We start from the raw sequence: 15,823 nt of genomic DNA, 5'->3' as shown, positions 1-15,823 counted from the left end.
ATGCTGGTGACCGCCAGCGAGAGGGGAAAGGAGCCCGGACATGGCGCGCACGCCGGCACCAGGAACGAGGCGACGCATCCTGGAGACCTCGGCCAGACTCTTCGGTGAGCAGGGGGTCAGGGCCGTCGGCATGCAGCAGGTGATCGACGCGACCGGAGTCGGCAAGAGCCTGCTCTACCGCGAGTTCGCCGGCAAGGACGAACTGGTCGCGGCCTGGCTGCGCGAGAGCGACGCCCGGTGGTGGGAGCAGGCCGAGCGGGTCACGGCGCCGCACTCGGGCGACCCGGTCCGCCAGGTCCTCGCGCTGATGGAGTTCCTCCACACCAGCGTCCGGGAGCCGGACTTCCACGGCTGCATCTTCTACACCACCTCCAGCGAGTTCCGCGACCCGGAGCACCCGGGCCGCCGCGAGGCGAAGTCGCACCTCCAGGCGTTGCGCGACTGGTTGCGCGACAAGGGGGCGCTGGCCGGTGCGGCGGACCCGGACGGCATGGCGGACGCGCTCATGCTCGTCGTGGGCGGCCTGCTCGCAAACGGCGAGGTCCTCGGGGCGGACGGTCCGACCAGGATGGCGCTCGCGACGGCGGAGCTGATCGTTCGTCAGTACTGCCCGGACACCGCCGAGGCCCCGCCCGCAGCGTAACGCCCGGGCCCCGGCGGCCCCGCTGCCGGGCAGCGGGGCCGCACGTGCGCGGCGAGCGGGTCCGGCAGGGCCCCTGCACTTTGTGCAGCGGGCTCACCGGGAAGGCCTAGGGTGAACGCCATGGCGCGCGAGTCACTGACCAAGGAACAGATCGTCCGCACGGCGATCGAGCTGCTCGACGAGGAAGGCCTCGAAGGCCTGAACATGCGAAGCCTCGGCAAGCGGCTCGGCACCGTCGCCACCGCCGTCTACTGGCACGTCAAGAACAAGGACGACCTCGTCCTGCTGGTCGGCGACCACGTGTGGGGCGAGATCGAACTGCCCGACCTCGACGCGGTCGACTGGCGCACCGCCGCCACCCGGATGGCCACCAGCCTGCACGCCATGCTCACCCGGCACCTCTGGCTGGTCCAGGCCTTCGGCTCGTACCTCTTCTACGGCCCCGGAAAAGCGCGCCACGACGACCACAACCTCGCCGTGTACGAGGCGGCCGGATTCATCGGCGCCGCCGCCGACCGGGCGGCGGCCGGCGTCTTCACCTACGTCCTCGGCAGCGTCCTCGGCGCCTCCGCCACCGCCACCCTCACCCGCAAGATCAGCCGCGACGGGGGAGATCCGGAAGAGGTGTTCGGCGAGACGATGGCCAAGGCGGCCGAGTCCGTGATGGGTTACCCGCGCCTGCGCGCCCGCCTCGGGACGCCGAGCGCCTCGCACAATGCCGCTCCGCACGACACCTTCGACTTCGGCCTCCAGGCCCTGCTGGACGGGCTGGAGGACCGGATCCCCCCTGCCGGGCACCGGTGACCCGGCTGACTTGAACTAAGTTCATTCAGACCCTTGCGCCGCCCCGCGGGCCGCCATAGGCTTTTCCTGTACTTAGTTCAAGTCAAGCGTTCGAGACACGGGGGAAACATGTCGCAGGAAAACCTCGCCGAGTTCGTCACCGCGCAGGCCGAGCGGTTCGGCGTCCCCGGCGTCGCGGTGGGCGTGCTGATGGACGGTCAGGAGTTCCACGCCTCCCACGGCGTGACGCACGTCGGCAACCCGCTGCCGGTCGACGAGAAGACGCTCTTCCACCTCGGCTCGGTGACCAAGACCTTCACCTCGACCGCACTGATGCGCCTGGTCGCCGAGGGGAAGGTGGAGCTGGACGCGCCGGTGCGCCGCTACGTCCCCGAGCTCCGGCTCGCCGACGAGCGCAGCGCGGCGGCCGTCACCGTACTGAACCTGCTCAACCACACCGGGGGCCTCGACTGGAACCTGATCGACACGGGCGAGGGGACCGGCTCGCTGCCCGAGTTCGTGGCGAAGATGTCCGAACTGCCGCTGATCGCACCGCCCGGCGCCCGCGCCTCCTACAGCCAGGCCGGCTACAACCTGGCGGGACGGGTCATCGAGAAGGTCACCGGCCTGCCCTTCGAAAAGGCCGTGGCGTCACTGGTCCTCGAACCGGCAGGGCTGACCAACACCTTCTTCGACATCGACGAGATCATGATCCGGCGGTTCGCCGTCGGGCACAACCGCGACGAGGACGGCACCCTGCGCCCCGCGCGGCCGTGGCGGGCCAACCCGAGCGGCGCCCTCGCCAACAACCCCGGCGGCGGCATCGCCTCCTCGGTGAGCGACCTACTGCGCTGGGCCCGCGTCCACCTCGGCACGGGGGACGGCGTCCTGCCCGCCCAGGCCCTGCGCAGCATGCGGGAGCCGACGGTCGCGCTGCGCGCCAGCACCCTCGGGGACGCCTTCGGGATCTGCTGGTTCCTGCGCGAGGTGGACGGCGTGGGCACCGTCGGCCACGGCGGGTCGGGCAACGGCCAGTTCGCCGACCTGCTCCTGGTCCCCGAACGGAACTTCGCCGTCGTCTCCCTGGCCAACGCCGGCCCCGAGGGCTACCCCTTCAACCAGTCCTTCGTCCGGTGGGCGTTGGAGCACTACCTCGGCGTGGTCGACAAGGACCCGGAGCCGGTCCCCTTCGACCAGGCGCGGGCACGGCAGGTCGCCGGCCGGTACGAGATCGACGCCATGAACCTCGACATCGCCGTCGACGGCGCCCGGCTCACCCTCGCGGCGGAGATCAAGCCGGAGATCCGCGAGGCCTCGGACGCCGAGATGCCCCCGGGCTACGCCCCGGCCGAGATGGGGTTCCTGCCCGGCGACGGCGACGAGTACATCGTCACCGAGGGCGGCTTGAAGGGGCAGCGCGGCTACTTCACCCGGGACGCGGACGGCCGGGTCACGGGCGTCGACCTCGCGGGCCGGCTCTTCAGCCGTACGTCGGCCACGACCTGATCCCGCCTCACCCCGCCGCCCGGTCCGGGCTGACCGCGCCGGCAGACCCGGCTCACCCCGCCGCCCGGTCCGGGCTGACCGCGCCGGCAGACCCGGCTCACCCCGCCGCCCGCCGGGCACCCCGCCGGCTGATCCCGGCTCAACCCCGCCGCCCGCCCGGGACCCCGCCGTCTGATCCGGCCGCCGCCCGGTCCCGGGCTCAGCCCGCCGCCCGGTCCCGGGCTCAGCCTGCCGCCCGGTCCCGCGCTCAGCCCGCCGCCGCGAGCCCGTCCCCCAGCGGGCTGCGCCGGTACAGCACCTGCCGGCCCTGCCGCGCCCGGGTGACCAGCCCGGCCGCGTGCAGCACCCGCAGGTGCTGGGACACGGCGCTCGGGGTGACCCGTAGCCGGCGGGCCAGTTCCACCGTGGCCAGCGGCTCCGCCAGCAGGCCGAGCAGCCGCGCCCTCGGGGCGCCGAGCAGCGGTACCAGGGCCGCCCCGGCGCCGCCCGTGTCCGGCCCCGGCCCCGGCCCCCACAGCGTCGCCACCCCGCGGCTCGGGTAGATCAGCGACGGCGCCTCCAGCGCACTGACCGGAGGCGCCGGCTTGTGCGCGAAGACCGAGGGCACCAGGAGCAGCCCCCGCCCGGACGCCTTGACCCGGTGCCGGTCGTTCATCTCGTCGATGTGCAGGACGCCCTCGTGCCAGCGCAGGCTCGGATGCATGTCGGCGAACAACTGCCGCGCCCCACCCACCGCCAGCCGCCGGGCGCGGTAGGTCATGTCCGCCTCCACCACGAGCTGCATCCGCGGCCACAACGGCTCGACGGCCAGCTCCCAGTACCGCCGCAGGAGAGCGCAGATCCGGTCGCGCAGGGCGGCCACGGCCGCGTCGTCGCCGTCCTGCGCGGCGTCCAGCGGCCGCGGCACCCGGCCCGGCGCGTGCGCGGCCAGCAGATCGCGGCGGACCAGCGCCGGCGGCGTCCGGCGCGCGACGGCGAGTTCGTCCTCGAAGGACGGGTCGAAGACCGTCGGCCGCGGGGTCACGAAGTCGGGCAGCGTGAGCCGCACCGCGACCAGGGACATCAACAGCCCCATGTCCAGGCCGCCGAGCGCGCCCAGTACGGACCTGCGCCACGGCAGGTGGACGGCGGACAGCCCCGGATCGTGCAGCACCCGCAGGCTGAGCACCGTCTCGCTGAGCGGCGACACGGCGAACCGGGTGTCGGCGAGGTCCTCGACGCCGAGCTCGAAGCTGATCATTAAGCCGTACGCTACATCGATTGGCGGCCCGCCCGCCATGCCGTGGACTTCTCCCATGACCTCCCCCGCCCTCGCTCCGCGCACGGGGCCGGCCGGCGCCGCCGGCCTGAGCCGACGACTGGTCCTCCTCCTGGCCCTCACCTGCGCCGTGGCGGTGGGCAACCTCTACTTCCCGCAGGCCATCGGCCCGCTCATCGCCACCTCCCTGCACGTCCCGGCCGACCGGGCCGCTCTGGTCGTCACCGCCACCCAACTCGGCTACACCGCAGGAATGGTGTTCCTGGTACCGCTCGGCGACCGGATCCGCCACCGAACGCTCCTGGTCGTCATGCTGTCCCTCAGCGGGCTCGCCCTGCTGGCCGCCGGCAGCGCGCCCGGCCTGCCGCCGCTGGCCGCCGCGAGCGCCCTGGTCGGGCTCACCACCGTCGCCGCGCAGATCATCAGCCCGCTGGCGGCGGGCCTGGTCGCGCCCGACCACCGGGGGGCGGTGCTCGGAACCCTGCTCAGCGGCTCGACCGGCGGCATGCTGCTGGCCCGTACGTTCAGCGGCACCCTCGGCGAGTGGCTGGGCTGGCGGGCCCCCTACCTGGCGGCCGCCGCCGCGGCGCTGGTCCTCGCGGCCGTCATGGCGTACGCCGTCCCCTCCACCACCCCCGCCGCGTCCGCCACCCGGGGCTCCTACCTCGCGCTCCTGGCCGAAGCGCCGCGCCTGCTGCGGGCCGAGCCGGAACTGCGCCGCTCCTGCTTCTACCAGGCCACCGTGTTCGGCGGGTTCTCCGCCGCCTGGACCTGCCTGGCGCTGCTGCTGACCGGCCCGGTCTACGGCTACGGGGCCGAGGCCGTCGGTCTGCTCGCGCTGGTCGGCGCCGCCACCATGCTGTGCACGCCGTACGCGGGGCGCCTGGTGGACCGTCACGGGCCCGGCCGCGTCAACCTGTTCTCCCTGCTCGGGGTCCTCGTCGCGGCCGGCGTCCTCGCGGCGGGCCCCCTCGGCGGCCCGGCCGGCCTGACCGCCCTCACCGCGGGCACCCTGCTGCTGGACATCGCCATGCAGTCCGGCACGCTGGCCAACCTCTCGCGGGTGTACGCCCTGCGCCCCGACGCCCGCAGCAGGCTCAACACCGCCTACATGACCTGCGCCTACCTGGGCGGCACCGCCGGATCCTGGCTCGGCGTCCGCGCCTACACCGCCTTCGGCTGGCCCGCGGTCTGCGCCCTGATCGCGCTCCTGGCATCAGCGGCCCTCACCCACCACCTCGCCCCGCGCCGTCCGGCGGGGGCAGCGCGCCCGAACCGAACGGGAGACCACCGGAGCCGAACGGGAGACCACCCGAGGCGAATGCGAGACCGCCCGAGCTGAACGCCGGCCCGCAGGGGCCCCGGACGGGCCGAGGCGCCCGGAACGGGAGCCGGTCGCAACGGACACCCCCGTGCCCCATTGCGACCGTCCGCCCGACGGCGCTCTCCAGTCAAGTAGATGACCGTTCTGGACGGCCCTTCTCCAGTTGACTAGATGACGGCCGCCTTGAAACATACGCGTCGGCCGACCGCCCCTGTCAAGTCGGTTAGATTGTTGGCGGGCGGGCCGGCCCCAGCCGACATCCAGTCGAGTAGAGATGCCACACGACACCGCAACAGTGACCGCTGAATCGGTGAGGACCGAGGAGTGCCGCGATGGGTGAGTACAACAGCGCGGGCGAGCAGGGCCAGGGCCCCATCGCCCACCGGCTCGATCACCTGATCCGCACCCTGCACCCCAGGGACCGCGGCCCCTACACCTACCAGGAGATCGCCGACTCCATCCGCGAGCAGGCCGGCCCCGACGACCCGACCGTCTCCCACGGCACCATCCACAGCCTCCACAAGGGCAAGGTCACCAACCCGAGCGTCGACACCCTGCGCGCGCTCGGCAAGTTCTTCGGCGTGGGCGCCAAGTACTTCCTCGACGACGAGGTCGCCGCCCGCACCGACGCCCGCATCCGGGAGCTCCGCGAAGGCGCCGACCGCGCCGAGGCCGGTCGCGAACTCGCCGACGCCCTGGAGGACAAGCAGGTCAAGGCCGTCGCGTTCCGGCTGAGAGGGCTGTCGGCCGCCGCCCTGCGCGGCATCACGTCCATCGTCGACGGTGCCCGCCAGGCCGAAGGCCTGCCCCGCGTCGACCGGGCCCCCGCCCCGGCCCCCGCGGCCGGTCCGGCGACCGGCCCGGCCGCACTCCCCGACCACCCCTCCCACCCGTAGCCGCCGGCCGTACCGTGGGCAACGCGGAGTTCGACCATGCATACGACCGCTGTGACCGGATGCCACTCGCGTGGCGCACCCCGCACGAAGTCAGCCCGGACGCCAAGGGCACCCGGGCCGGAATGGAACGCGATATGAGATGGCGCAGGCGACCGGCCGATCCCTGTGTCGCGATAGCGGACCGACTGCACATACCGCAGCCCTTCGACCTCTCGGCCTTCTGCGCCCACATCGCCTCGCAGCGCGGCCGCCCCCTGCTCCTGCTGCCCCTCGAAGGGCCGCCCCAGCCGGACCTCCCCTGCGGCATATGGATCGGTCTCGACTCCGCCGACCTGGTCTTCTACGACCAGAGCGCCTCGGACCTGCTGCGCGTTCAGATCATCCTGCACGAGATCTCCCACATGCTCCTCGGCCACGTCGCCCCGCAGTTCGACGTCCCCCAGGACGCCACCGCCGACGAACTCGCCGCCGCGGCGGCCCATTTCGAACGCCTCCTGGACATGACCGCGCCAGCCGTCGAAGGCCTGGACGACCACACCGTGGTGGCCCGCCTCATGCGGGCCGAGGCCGAACGGCTCAGGACCACCGCGGCCGCCCCCCGGCCCGGCGACGACGAACTCGAACTGTCCGGCAGCCGCATCCTGAGCCTCCTCGGCCGCACCAAGTTCGACTCCGACCAGGAGAAGGACGCCGAGACCCTGGCCACCCTCCTCCTGGAACGCATCAGCCGCGACGAGGACCGCTCCACCTCCGACGGCGCCGCCGACGTCATCCACCGCCTCCACGACGCCTTCGCCCACCCCGCCCGCCGTACCCACCGGAACCGATGAGCATCCTCAAGATCACCATCATGGTCATGCTGTGGGCGGTGGCGCTGTGGCGCCTGCCCTCCGCCGTCCGCGTCCCGCGCCAGCGCTCACTGTGGCTCGCCTTCACCGGCCTGGCCCTGGCCACCACCCTCGCGATGCCGCCCGTCAGCAGCTCCCTCGACACCTGGACCGGCGTCAACAACATCTCCGTACCCGCCAAACACGCGGTCGGCATCGTCGCCTGCGGCGCCATCCTCGACTTCGTCTTCTCCATGGGCCGCCCCCAGCTCGTCCCGCGCACCCGTCTGCCGCACCTGGTCCTCGCGCTGGCCGTCATGCTCCTCATGGGCGTCCTCTTCGCCCACGTCGACCAGCCCACCCGCGTCGAGAACTTCTACGAGGCCTACGCCGGCATCCCCGCGGCCACCGCCTACCTCCTCACCTTCACCGCCTACCTGGGCCTGGCGATGGGCCTGTCCACCTGGCTCTTCCTCTCCTACGCCCGCCACGCCGGCGCCCGCTCCCTGCGCAACGGCCTGCGGCTCCTCGGCATCGGCACCGCCGTCGGCGTCGTCTACGCCGCCATCCGCATCGCCGCCCTGCTGGCCCAGCAGTTCGGCGACGGGCCCCCCGCCGACGAGGAAACGATCCAGCACACCGCCGACCTCGTCGAATACCTCGCCATCGGGCTGATCATCATCGGGAACTCCCTTCCCGCCGCGGGCGTCCTCGCGCGCACGGCCGCGGACTGGCGGGCCGGCCGGCGCCTGCGCCCCCTGTGGACCTCCCTGACCGAGGCCGTCCCCGACATCACCCTCCCCACGCCCCACCGCCACGGCATCCGCGTCCACTTGCACCGCACCGTCATCGAGATACGCGACGCCAGCCTCAGCCTGATGCCGTACGTCTCCGCCACCGTCCGGGACCGCGCCGAGCGCGCCGCCGAGGAGGCCGGACTGCACGGCGAGGAACGCGATGCCATGGCCGAGGCACTGTGGCTGCGCGCCGCCCACGCCGCGAAGCTGCGCGGCACCGCCCCGGTCGCCGACCCCGCCCGGGGCCACGGCTCCGCACTGGAGGACGTCGACTTCCCCGCCGAGGTCCACCGCCTCCTGCTGATCAGTGCCGCCTACCACTCACCCGTCGCGACGGCCTTCCTCACCGCGCCCGCCCCGGAGTCCCGATGACCCACACCGCACCCGCCCCGCCCGAGGAGACGGCCGCCGAGTCCCGCGCCGCCCGCCTGATCACCGACGGCCTCGAACCCAAGAACTGGATCATCGCCGTCACCCTGCTGACGGGCTGGCACGCCGACCGGTTCGCCGGGGTCGGCTGGGGCCTGCTCGCCGCCCTGTTCTGCGGCGTCATCCCGATCCTCTTCATCAAGTGGGGCGAACGCCGCGGCCACTGGGGCGACCGCCACGTCCGCCGCCGCCAGGACCGCCTCCTGGTCATCCCCGGCATCATGGCCTCCGTCGCCGTCTGCATCACCCTCATGGCCACCCTCGGCGCACCCGGCGAGATGATCGCCCTCATCGCCGCGATGCTGGTCACCCTGATCGCCATCCTGGCCGTCACCACCGTCTGGAAGGTCTCCGTCCACACCGCGGTCTCCTCCGGCGCCATCGCGATGCTCGCCCTCGCCTACGGCCCCTGGGCCCTCGCCGCCTACCCCCTGGTCGCCCTCGTCGGGTGGTCCCGCGTCGCCCTGCGCGACCACACCCCGGCACAGGTGCTGGTCGGCACCGCCCTCGGCGCGGCGACCGCCGCGCCGGTCTTCACCCTCATCCGCTGACCGGCGAGCCCGCACACGACGGGGCCCCGGCCTCCGCAAGGAGACCGGGGCCCTGGTCACACTCCCGCGCGACGGGCGGGAAAGGTGCCGGGTGGTCGCAGGCGTCGGCCGGCGAGTCGGAGCGGATCGTCGGCAAGAAGCTCAAGGGGCGCGTTTCGCACGCGTCACTTCATCAGCAGCAGCCGCGTGTTCGGGACGAGCTTGCGGTTCACGCTGGTGCTCTGCACGAAGATGGTGAAGTCGTCGTTCTGGTCGGGCTTGACCCGCACTTCCGCGTCCGGCAGGCCGAGCAGGGCACGGGCCTGGGGGCCCGTGTACACCCGGTCCGTCTTCTTCTCCAGCACCGCGATCTGCTTTCGTGCCTGCACTTTCTCCGACTTGCTGAGCTGATAGAAAGCACAACCGGTCCGGTAAGTGTGGCCGCTTTCCACGATCCACTCCCGTATCACCGCTTCGCGGGCCACCGGAACGAGCTGGTATCCGGCCGGGTCCACCGGGGTGAGACCGGCTGCCTTGATGGTGTCCTTGTTGACGGTTTCCGCGCCCGTGGAGAAAACCGCCCGAGATCCGCGGATTCCCCTCGTGCGGCCGACCATGAACTTCTCGGTCGCCTGCTGGATCACCTGTCCGGCTTCTTCCAGGCCCTGTGTGCTGGTGGCGTCCCAAATGGCGATGTTGTTCTTGGGGAAACCGCACTGCATGGCCTCGCGCTTGCCCATCTGGTCCGGCACGAGGACGGCCAGGGTCCAGTTGTCCTGCTGCGTCTCGACCAACTCCGCCACCGACCGCGTGAGCTCACGCGGATCGCGGGAAGGGGCGTCCGGCCCGTGATGACTGGCGTTCTCCTGGCCGTCCGTCAGCACGAACGTGAGGAAGCTGTGGTCGCCGTATATCTGAGCCGTCTGCGCCAGCTCCCGCTGCGACTTCAGCGTGGCCGCGAGCAGAGCGGTCATTCCCCCGACCCGGTACAACTGCTTCAGGGACGGCATGCGCAGCACGTCCTTGTCGTAGATGACGCACTCCACCTTGTCCGCGAAGACGTACACCGTGACACGGGTTTCCTGGTCCAGTTCCTTCGACCGGCGGGCCAGGTAAGCGATCTGCTGATCCGCGACATCGATGACCTTGCGGCTCAGGTGCGACATCGACGAACTCGCATCCAACACAAGAGCAACGTGGTTGATGTAATTCTGGCTTCCGGACATGACCGCTCCCCCTTTTCCCGACTGGATGCTCCTACCTTCTCACCCACCACTGACAATCGATCTTGTCGTCATCACGGGATTCGGGCGCACCCGGTGGTGGGCCGGTGAACAGCCGCAGGCCGAGAACGTCATGGGCGAGGAGGCTCAGGCCGGTCGCCGCGGAAGCCTCCCGAACCCCTCTGGACGACCACGGCGGAGAGTGCGGAGGTGGCCAGGAGGCACACGGTCATGACCAGGCCCACGCCGATCACGAAGAGTCCGCTGGAGTCGTCCGACCAGTCGTACCAGGCGGCTGCCGTCACGCCGGCCGTCGTGCCCAACACGGCGCTCAGGGCGTGTTGCCGGGAAGCAGCCCAGTACACCGGTGCCGGGAGGGTCAGCACCAGTCCGATCACCTGCCACGCCTCGTACGGGCCCGTGACCGAACCGTCGGGATGCACGTCACGGTGCTGGTCCCACCCCAGCCAGGCGGCCCATGCCGCGGCCGCGACGAGGAACAGCATCAGGAAGGGAGCGGGACTCAGTGGTTTCCGGCGCATGCCGCAAGCGTGCCGGGCCGCCCCGGCATCGGAGCAGAGCGCAGGTACTCACCTCCGCCTGAGTAGCCCGGCCCCTCACCTGATGGCAGCCGGCTGCCCGGCACCCCGGATGCCCAGCCGGGAAGCCGCCGCCGACTCCCGGCTGCCGGGTGCAGGTCGCCGACTCCCGGCTGCCGGGCGCCGGTTGCCGACTCCCGGCTGCCGTCGGCTCCGACTCCTCAGCCCTGCACCGCCGACGCCGCGTCCGGCGCCGGATTCTCGGCCAGCCACGCTCCGTAGGCCCGCACACTGCCCCGGTTGCGCAGCGTGTCCAGGGCCAGGACGAACGACGAGGGGAGCCTCGGCCGAAGGCCACCGCCCCTGACGGCGCGGCTCATGTGGGCCCGGACGATGGCCAGGACGGCGGCGCTGGCGAGGTCCTGGTCCTTCCAGCCGAGCCGCGGCGGCGGTACGTGTGCGTCCTCGCCCGCCCGCCACCGGGCCGGCAGGTCGGGGCAGAGGGCCAGGGCCGTGGCCACACCGGCCATGGCGAACCCCCGCTCCAGGACCCGCTCGGCAGTCGTACGGCGGCAGATCCCTCCCGTCAGCATGAGCGGCACGGAGGCCGCTTCGACGAGCCGTTCGGCCAGGGAGAGGAAGTACGCCTCGCGGTCGAGCAGGGTCTCGTCGGCGGTACGGCCCATGGTCGCCGCGCTCTCGACGCTGCCGCCGGAGAGTTCCACGAGGTCCACGCCGAGCCCGTCCAGGAACCCCAGGACCCGCGCCACCTCGTCCGTGTCGAAGCCGCCCCGCTGGAAGTCCGCCGTATTGATCTTGACGCCCACGGCGAAGCTCTCGGAGACCTGAGCGCGGACGGCCTTCACGATCTCCATGAGGAGTCTGGACCGGTTTTCCAGACTGCCGCCCCAACGGTCGCTCCGGCGGTTGACCAGCGGGGACAGGAACTGGCTCAGCAGGTAGCCGTGGGCGGCGTGTATCTGGACGCCGTGGAAGCCGGCCTCCTCGGCGAGAGCGGCGGTCGTGGCGAAGCGGGCGATCGTGGCCGCGATGTCGGTCTCGTCCATCGCCGTGGGGCGGGCGAAAGCCGATGTGTGCTTGCCCAGGCTGATGCCTATCTCGGAGGGCGCCCAGGCGACGCCCGGAAGGTCGGAGCGGACCTGCCGGCCGGGGTGGTTGATCTGCATCCAGACGTGCCCGCCGGCCGATCCGGCGGCCGACGCCCAGCGGCGGAACGGCTCAAGAGGTGTCCCGGCGTCGAGCACGATGGTTCTCGGTGAGGTCAGGGCACGTCTGTCCACCATGACGTTGCCGGTGATGACCAGACCGCTCCCGCCCCGGGCCCAGCGGCGGTAGAGCTCCTCGATCTCCGGCCCCGGCAGCTGTCCGGGCTGGCGGGCCAGGCTCTCCTCCATGGCGGCCTTCGCCACCCGGTTCGGCAGCCAGGATCCGTTGGGCAGTTCAAGAGGCGCGAAAAGGTGCATGGGAGTTCCTCCTGGATCTCTTCCCTGACGACTCGCGGTCGGTTTCGGTGGTCCTGTCGCCTGTGCGGGGGCGATGTCATCGGTGGTGAGGTGTGCAGAGGAGAGTGAGCGGTGGTGAGGTGAGCGGGGGAACGCGAGGGGGTGGAAACGGTTCGTCAGAGGCCGAACGTCCTGACCGGGTCCGGCGCCTCCCGGGAGCCGGCCGAGGGGAAAGGTTTCTGCCAGGTGGTGCTCCGGCCGGCCGCACCCACGGGCCCAACCCACGGTTACACGGGCCCTAACCGCGCGCCCCACCCACGAGCTGTACCCACGGGCCCTACCCGCAGGCCCTCCCCGCGGCCGTCACATGCGGCTCTCCACGAGCGCGGCCCAGCGCCGGATCGCCTGGACCCGGGGGGAGCGGGCCAGTGCGTCGGACATCCGGACGAGGTCTTCGGGATCCTCGGTGGAGGTCAGCATCCACCGGTCCTCCGGACTGACCGCCGGCCGCGCGGTGGCCTTGGCGATGACGGCCCCGGCGATCACCGAGGCATCCGCCTCGCCGCGCGCCCGGCGGCGTTCGGCGTGTTCGGCCAGCGCCTCCTCATAGACCCTCTTGCCGGTCGACGCGTCGAAGTACGGGCCGAGCCGCAGGACGGCGTCGTGGATGTCCCGCTCCCGCTGCATCAGGCGCAGGTCCAGCGACCGCCACCAGCTCATCGGCTTCGGACACGTACGGGGGATCTCCGACTGGATCTCCAGCCAGAGCGGCTTGAGCCGCTGGAACTGCTGGAACATCCCCCAGCGCGAACTGGCGCCCTGTCCGATCGGAGGAATGAGGAAACCGGCGGCGACCAGGAGGGCGGAGACACCGGCCAGGGAGAACGCGGCGTGGGTGCTCAGCCAGTCGAGGTTCCCGCCCGCCCAGCGGGCCATGATGGCCGTGTACTTCAGCAGGTCGTAGAGGAACGCGGAGGACGAACCGGCGGCGATGGTGAGCAGCCCCAGACGCAGGCTGCCCGGCACCTGGCGCGACCACCGCCAGCACAGCACCGTCATGGTGACCGCCGCGACCGTGTGAGCGGCCAGGTAGAGCACGATCATCTCGCGGATGAACGGCGTGTTGGCGTAGTACGTGTCCAGATCGCGCAGCCGCTCCACGGGTGCCTCGCCCAGCGCGAAGAGGAGCACGATCGCCACCATCACCGCCAGGTACGCGGAGAGGCACAGACGGGTCTGCCGCCGGGTGCGCGCCTCGTCCTCGTTCCCCCGCCAGTGGATCAGCAGGACGATGTTGATGGCGTCGAACGCCGTGAGGATGCAGTACACGATCGGCGCCGCGATGTTGGGTGTGGCGAACCAGCTGTTGATCTTCGCCAGATGCGGCGGAGCCGCGGTCACGAAGAGCAGCGCCCCGATGAAGAGCGTTCCGCAGACCGCGCGGAGTATCGGGTCCTTGGGGTTCTTCCGCAAGGCCCAGAGCTTGATGATCGTGGCGATCACGAGCACGCCGGCCGAGCCGAGGAACGCGGTGCCCGCGCTCACCGGCGGCCACCGCGCACGCGGGGACGGACAGCGGGGACGCCGGGCGCCGGGACGGGCGGCGCCGGGGCGATCTGCCTGACCTGAGCACCGTGGGGAGGAGTGTGCATGATCAGTTGCTCTCCGAGTGGGCGGCGTCGGCCATGAGGTCCGTCGGGTGGATCCGCGAGAAATGACGGCTGAGTTCCGCGAGCCCGCTCGTTCCGGAGATCCGTATGGGCAGCGGCCCGGCACCAGCGCCGGTCGCGCTCTCGTCGGCCGCGAGACGCCCAGGCTCCGCCGTACCGGCCACGGGCGCCGTACGGGCAGCCGTACCGGCCACCGGCGCCGAACGGGCAGCAGCATCGGCCACGGGTGCCGTGCGGGCAGCCGTACCGGCGACCGGCGTACGGCCAGGAGTGGCAGCGACCGGCGTACGTGCAGGCGCACCGGCGACCGGCGGGCACGCCAGCGCTGCCCTGATCGTGGCAGCCTCCGCCACGATCAGGGCAGCCTCCAGTTCCAGCCCCCGCCCCGTCGCATAGCGCTCGGCAACCGCACGATGCCTGGCATCGAGGTGGGGCGCCAGGTTCAGCAGGCGATCCGCGATCTCCGTGGCCCTGAGGGTGGCCCTCATCTCCAGCGACGAGGTCCTGGCGATCCTCATGGGAGCGCCATCGCCGACCCAGGGTTCCAGAGCGCTCCACAGCGGCTCCATGAGGCGGTAGGCGCGCCACGCGTCCCACATCGATTCCAGTCGCGGCCCGACGACCGGAATGAGGAATCCGACGGTGGTCATGAGGGCGCCCAGACCGGCCAGCGGAGGGGCGACTTCGGTGCTGAGCACGTCCAAGGCGTCGGTTCCGGCCCAGCGCGCCCCCACGGCGGCGAACTTGAGGAGGGCGAAGGCCAGGCCCAGGCCGAAGGCGGTCACCAGGGTGAGCAGGCCCCACCGGGTCCAGCCCGCCTTCGCCGCCCGGAGTTCGGCCGACCAGCGCCAGCACTTCGTCATCACGACCGTGGCGGTGGCCGCGTGGGCGGACAGGTACAGCACGATCATCTCGCCGATGAACGGCGTGGTCGCGTAGAAGGTGTCGAGGTCCCGGGGCCGTTCCGCAGGTACGTCGCTGAGCGCGAACAGCACGCAGAAAGTCGAGATGACGCCCGCGGTGGCCGCGATCCACATCCTGGTCTGCCGGCGGACGCTCGCTTCCGGTCCGCCCCGCCAGTGCAGGAGCAGGACCATCGAAGCGCACGACAGGCACGACAGGAAGCAGTAGACGATCAGGGCCGAGACGTTCGAGACGCCCGTCAGCCGGTTGACGCGTTCGACGCTCGGCGGCGCGGCGAAGGCGAAGCCCCCGGCCGACGCGGCGATGATGACGAAGATCGCCTGGGACATCGGCGAACGTCTGCTGTGCCACAGCGAGGGAAGCTTCACCACGAGCGCGACGGCCAGCGCGAGCGCGGGTATGTAGTAGTCCGACCCCTGCATGTTCAGAAGCCCCGGCCCATGCTGGACTGGATGCGCCCGGCCAGTCCGGTGTTGGGGAGGGCGGCGGCGCCCGGTTCGAGGATCTCCCGGCAGCTGCTCCCCAGGAGCAGACCGAATGCCTCGGCGTCGTTCTCCTCCCGGGTGTTGAAGTGGGTGCGCGCGGCGAGGGCGAGGATGTCGGCGTGTCCCAGCTCGCCTCCGAGGGACCGGGCGGCCGCGGAGACCGCGTCGGGCTGTGCGCCGTGCGTCAGACACTCCCCCATCAGGGCGTGCCACATCTCGTGCGCGAGGATCACCAGCTGGTGGAGCGTGGTCGTGTGGCGCTCGACGACGATGACCATCCGGTCGTCGAAGGTGAGCGTCAGGCCGCTGGCGGTGTCCTCGGGGAATTCACGGAAGAGAAGCTGCACCGGACGGTACGTCCCGTTCCCGCGGTCCTCGTTGTAGCGTCGCTCCAGGAATTGCCTGAGTGACTCGAAGAGTTCGTCGGGATCCGACGGGATCGGGCGGCCGAGGTTCGCGAGAATCTCGTTCCGCAGCCTGATCATCTTTCTCTTGCCCATGTGGTACGTCCCCATTTTTGCGGTTG

Annotated in this window: 15 protein-coding genes; 8 read left to right on the top strand and 7 right to left on the bottom strand. The window is 71.7% G+C overall.

From position 1 onward, the window contains the following. Positions 1-40 precede the first annotated feature (40 nt). From ACIA6C_RS32455 to ACIA6C_RS32445, 3 genes are all read left to right on the top strand, one after another. Positions 41-643 carry a TetR/AcrR family transcriptional regulator gene (locus ACIA6C_RS32455; protein ID WP_399281273.1) on the top strand — a complete coding sequence of 201 codons (603 nt, stop codon included), beginning with the start codon at positions 41-43 and terminating at the stop codon, positions 641-643. A 120-nt stretch (positions 644-763) separates the two neighbouring features. Next, entirely contained in the window at positions 764-1,447 is a 684-nt protein-coding gene (locus ACIA6C_RS32450; RefSeq protein ID WP_399281272.1) for a TetR/AcrR family transcriptional regulator, read from the top strand. 108 nt (positions 1,448-1,555) lie between these two features. Further along, positions 1,556-2,932 (top strand): serine hydrolase domain-containing protein, encoded by a 1,377-nt coding sequence (locus tag ACIA6C_RS32445; RefSeq protein ID WP_399281271.1) that lies wholly within the window; start codon positions 1,556-1,558, stop codon positions 2,930-2,932. A 247-nt stretch (positions 2,933-3,179) separates the two neighbouring features. Here ACIA6C_RS32445 and ACIA6C_RS32440 read toward each other — a convergent pair whose 3' ends face one another. Continuing rightward, complete coding sequence (locus tag ACIA6C_RS32440) at positions 3,180-4,172, bottom strand: ArsR/SmtB family transcription factor (protein WP_399281270.1); 993 nt, start codon at positions 4,170-4,172, stop codon at positions 3,180-3,182. 55 nt (positions 4,173-4,227) lie between these two features. Here ACIA6C_RS32440 and ACIA6C_RS32435 point away from each other — a divergent pair, with 55 nt between their 5' ends. The 5 genes from ACIA6C_RS32435 (at position 4,228) to ACIA6C_RS32415 (ending at position 9,014) form a co-directional block, all read left to right on the top strand. Next, the gene (locus tag ACIA6C_RS32435; protein ID WP_399281269.1) at positions 4,228-5,532 is read left to right on the top strand and encodes an MFS transporter; all 1,305 of its coding nucleotides are present in this window, start codon (positions 4,228-4,230) and stop codon (positions 5,530-5,532) included. A gap of 314 nt (positions 5,533-5,846) precedes the next feature. Continuing rightward, positions 5,847-6,410 (top strand): helix-turn-helix domain-containing protein, encoded by a 564-nt coding sequence (locus tag ACIA6C_RS32430; protein WP_361138114.1) that lies wholly within the window; start codon positions 5,847-5,849, stop codon positions 6,408-6,410. Positions 6,411-6,544: 134 nt separating this feature from the next. Continuing rightward, a complete protein-coding gene (locus tag ACIA6C_RS32425; RefSeq protein WP_399281268.1) occupies positions 6,545-7,240 on the top strand; it encodes a hypothetical protein in 696 nt (231 codons plus the stop codon). Then, positions 7,237-8,406: an MAB_1171c family putative transporter gene (locus ACIA6C_RS32420; protein WP_399281267.1), complete on the top strand. Its 1,170-nt coding sequence runs from the start codon at positions 7,237-7,239 to the stop codon at positions 8,404-8,406. The genes ACIA6C_RS32425 and ACIA6C_RS32420 overlap by 4 nt, the downstream gene beginning before the upstream one ends. Continuing rightward, complete coding sequence (locus ACIA6C_RS32415) at positions 8,403-9,014, top strand: hypothetical protein (RefSeq protein WP_399281266.1); 612 nt, start codon at positions 8,403-8,405, stop codon at positions 9,012-9,014. The genes ACIA6C_RS32420 and ACIA6C_RS32415 overlap by 4 nt, the downstream gene beginning before the upstream one ends. A 164-nt stretch (positions 9,015-9,178) precedes the next feature. On the opposite strand, the gene ACIA6C_RS32410 is transcribed toward ACIA6C_RS32415, so the two are convergent. The 6 genes from ACIA6C_RS32410 to ACIA6C_RS32385 all read right to left on the bottom strand — a co-directional run bounded on the left by ACIA6C_RS32410 (position 9,179) and on the right by ACIA6C_RS32385 (position 15,797). After that, on the bottom strand, positions 9,179-10,219 hold the full coding sequence (locus ACIA6C_RS32410; RefSeq protein WP_399281265.1) for a vWA domain-containing protein: 1,041 nt from the start codon (positions 10,217-10,219) through the stop codon (positions 9,179-9,181). Between the two features lie 128 nt (positions 10,220-10,347). Further along, the gene (locus ACIA6C_RS32405; RefSeq protein ID WP_399281264.1) at positions 10,348-10,758 is read right to left on the bottom strand and encodes a hypothetical protein; all 411 of its coding nucleotides are present in this window, start codon (positions 10,756-10,758) and stop codon (positions 10,348-10,350) included. Positions 10,759-10,976: 218 nt separating this feature from the next. Continuing rightward, entirely contained in the window at positions 10,977-12,239 is a 1,263-nt protein-coding gene (locus tag ACIA6C_RS32400; protein ID WP_399281263.1) for an NADH:flavin oxidoreductase/NADH oxidase family protein, read from the bottom strand. 342 nt (positions 12,240-12,581) lie between these two features. Then, the gene (locus ACIA6C_RS32395) at positions 12,582-13,763 is read right to left on the bottom strand and encodes an MAB_1171c family putative transporter (protein ID WP_361138072.1); all 1,182 of its coding nucleotides are present in this window, start codon (positions 13,761-13,763) and stop codon (positions 12,582-12,584) included. A 109-nt stretch (positions 13,764-13,872) separates the two neighbouring features. After that, entirely contained in the window at positions 13,873-15,234 is a 1,362-nt protein-coding gene (locus ACIA6C_RS32390) for an MAB_1171c family putative transporter (RefSeq protein ID WP_399281262.1), read from the bottom strand. A 2-nt stretch (positions 15,235-15,236) separates the two neighbouring features. After that, on the bottom strand, positions 15,237-15,797 hold the full coding sequence (locus ACIA6C_RS32385; RefSeq protein WP_361138068.1) for a toxin-antitoxin system, toxin component: 561 nt from the start codon (positions 15,795-15,797) through the stop codon (positions 15,237-15,239). Positions 15,798-15,823 lie beyond the last annotated feature (26 nt).

Origin of the sequence: Streptomyces sp. NPDC051578, assembly GCF_044454045.1 — a bacterium.
Classification (GTDB): Bacteria; Actinomycetota; Actinomycetes; order Streptomycetales; family Streptomycetaceae; genus Streptomyces.
Note: the sequence above shows the minus strand (reverse complement) of the source record. Positions and strands in the feature narration are given on the sequence as shown.

Excerpts from the sequence above, each read along its gene's own strand:
- ACIA6C_RS32410 (WP_399281265.1), bottom strand. The coding sequence starts at position 10,219 with ATGTCCGGAAGCCAGAATTACATCAACCACGTTGCTCTTGTGTTGGAT.
- ACIA6C_RS32420 (WP_399281267.1), top strand. The coding sequence starts at position 7,237 with ATGAGCATCCTCAAGATCACCATCATGGTCATGCTGTGGGCGGTGGCG.
- ACIA6C_RS32385 (WP_361138068.1), bottom strand. The coding sequence starts at position 15,797 with ATGGGCAAGAGAAAGATGATCAGGCTGCGGAACGAGATTCTCGCGAAC.
- ACIA6C_RS32425 (WP_399281268.1), top strand. The coding sequence starts at position 6,545 with ATGAGATGGCGCAGGCGACCGGCCGATCCCTGTGTCGCGATAGCGGAC.
- ACIA6C_RS32450 (WP_399281272.1), top strand. The coding sequence starts at position 764 with ATGGCGCGCGAGTCACTGACCAAGGAACAGATCGTCCGCACGGCGATC.
- ACIA6C_RS32430 (WP_361138114.1), top strand. The coding sequence starts at position 5,847 with ATGGGTGAGTACAACAGCGCGGGCGAGCAGGGCCAGGGCCCCATCGCC.
- ACIA6C_RS32435 (WP_399281269.1), top strand. The coding sequence starts at position 4,228 with ATGACCTCCCCCGCCCTCGCTCCGCGCACGGGGCCGGCCGGCGCCGCC.
- ACIA6C_RS32405 (WP_399281264.1), bottom strand. The coding sequence starts at position 10,758 with ATGCGCCGGAAACCACTGAGTCCCGCTCCCTTCCTGATGCTGTTCCTC.
- ACIA6C_RS32440 (WP_399281270.1), bottom strand. The coding sequence starts at position 4,172 with ATGATCAGCTTCGAGCTCGGCGTCGAGGACCTCGCCGACACCCGGTTC.
- ACIA6C_RS32390 (WP_399281262.1), bottom strand. The coding sequence starts at position 15,234 with ATGCAGGGGTCGGACTACTACATACCCGCGCTCGCGCTGGCCGTCGCG.
- ACIA6C_RS32455 (WP_399281273.1), top strand. The coding sequence starts at position 41 with ATGGCGCGCACGCCGGCACCAGGAACGAGGCGACGCATCCTGGAGACC.
- ACIA6C_RS32400 (WP_399281263.1), bottom strand. The coding sequence starts at position 12,239 with ATGCACCTTTTCGCGCCTCTTGAACTGCCCAACGGATCCTGGCTGCCG.
- ACIA6C_RS32445 (WP_399281271.1), top strand. The coding sequence starts at position 1,556 with ATGTCGCAGGAAAACCTCGCCGAGTTCGTCACCGCGCAGGCCGAGCGG.
- ACIA6C_RS32415 (WP_399281266.1), top strand. The coding sequence starts at position 8,403 with ATGACCCACACCGCACCCGCCCCGCCCGAGGAGACGGCCGCCGAGTCC.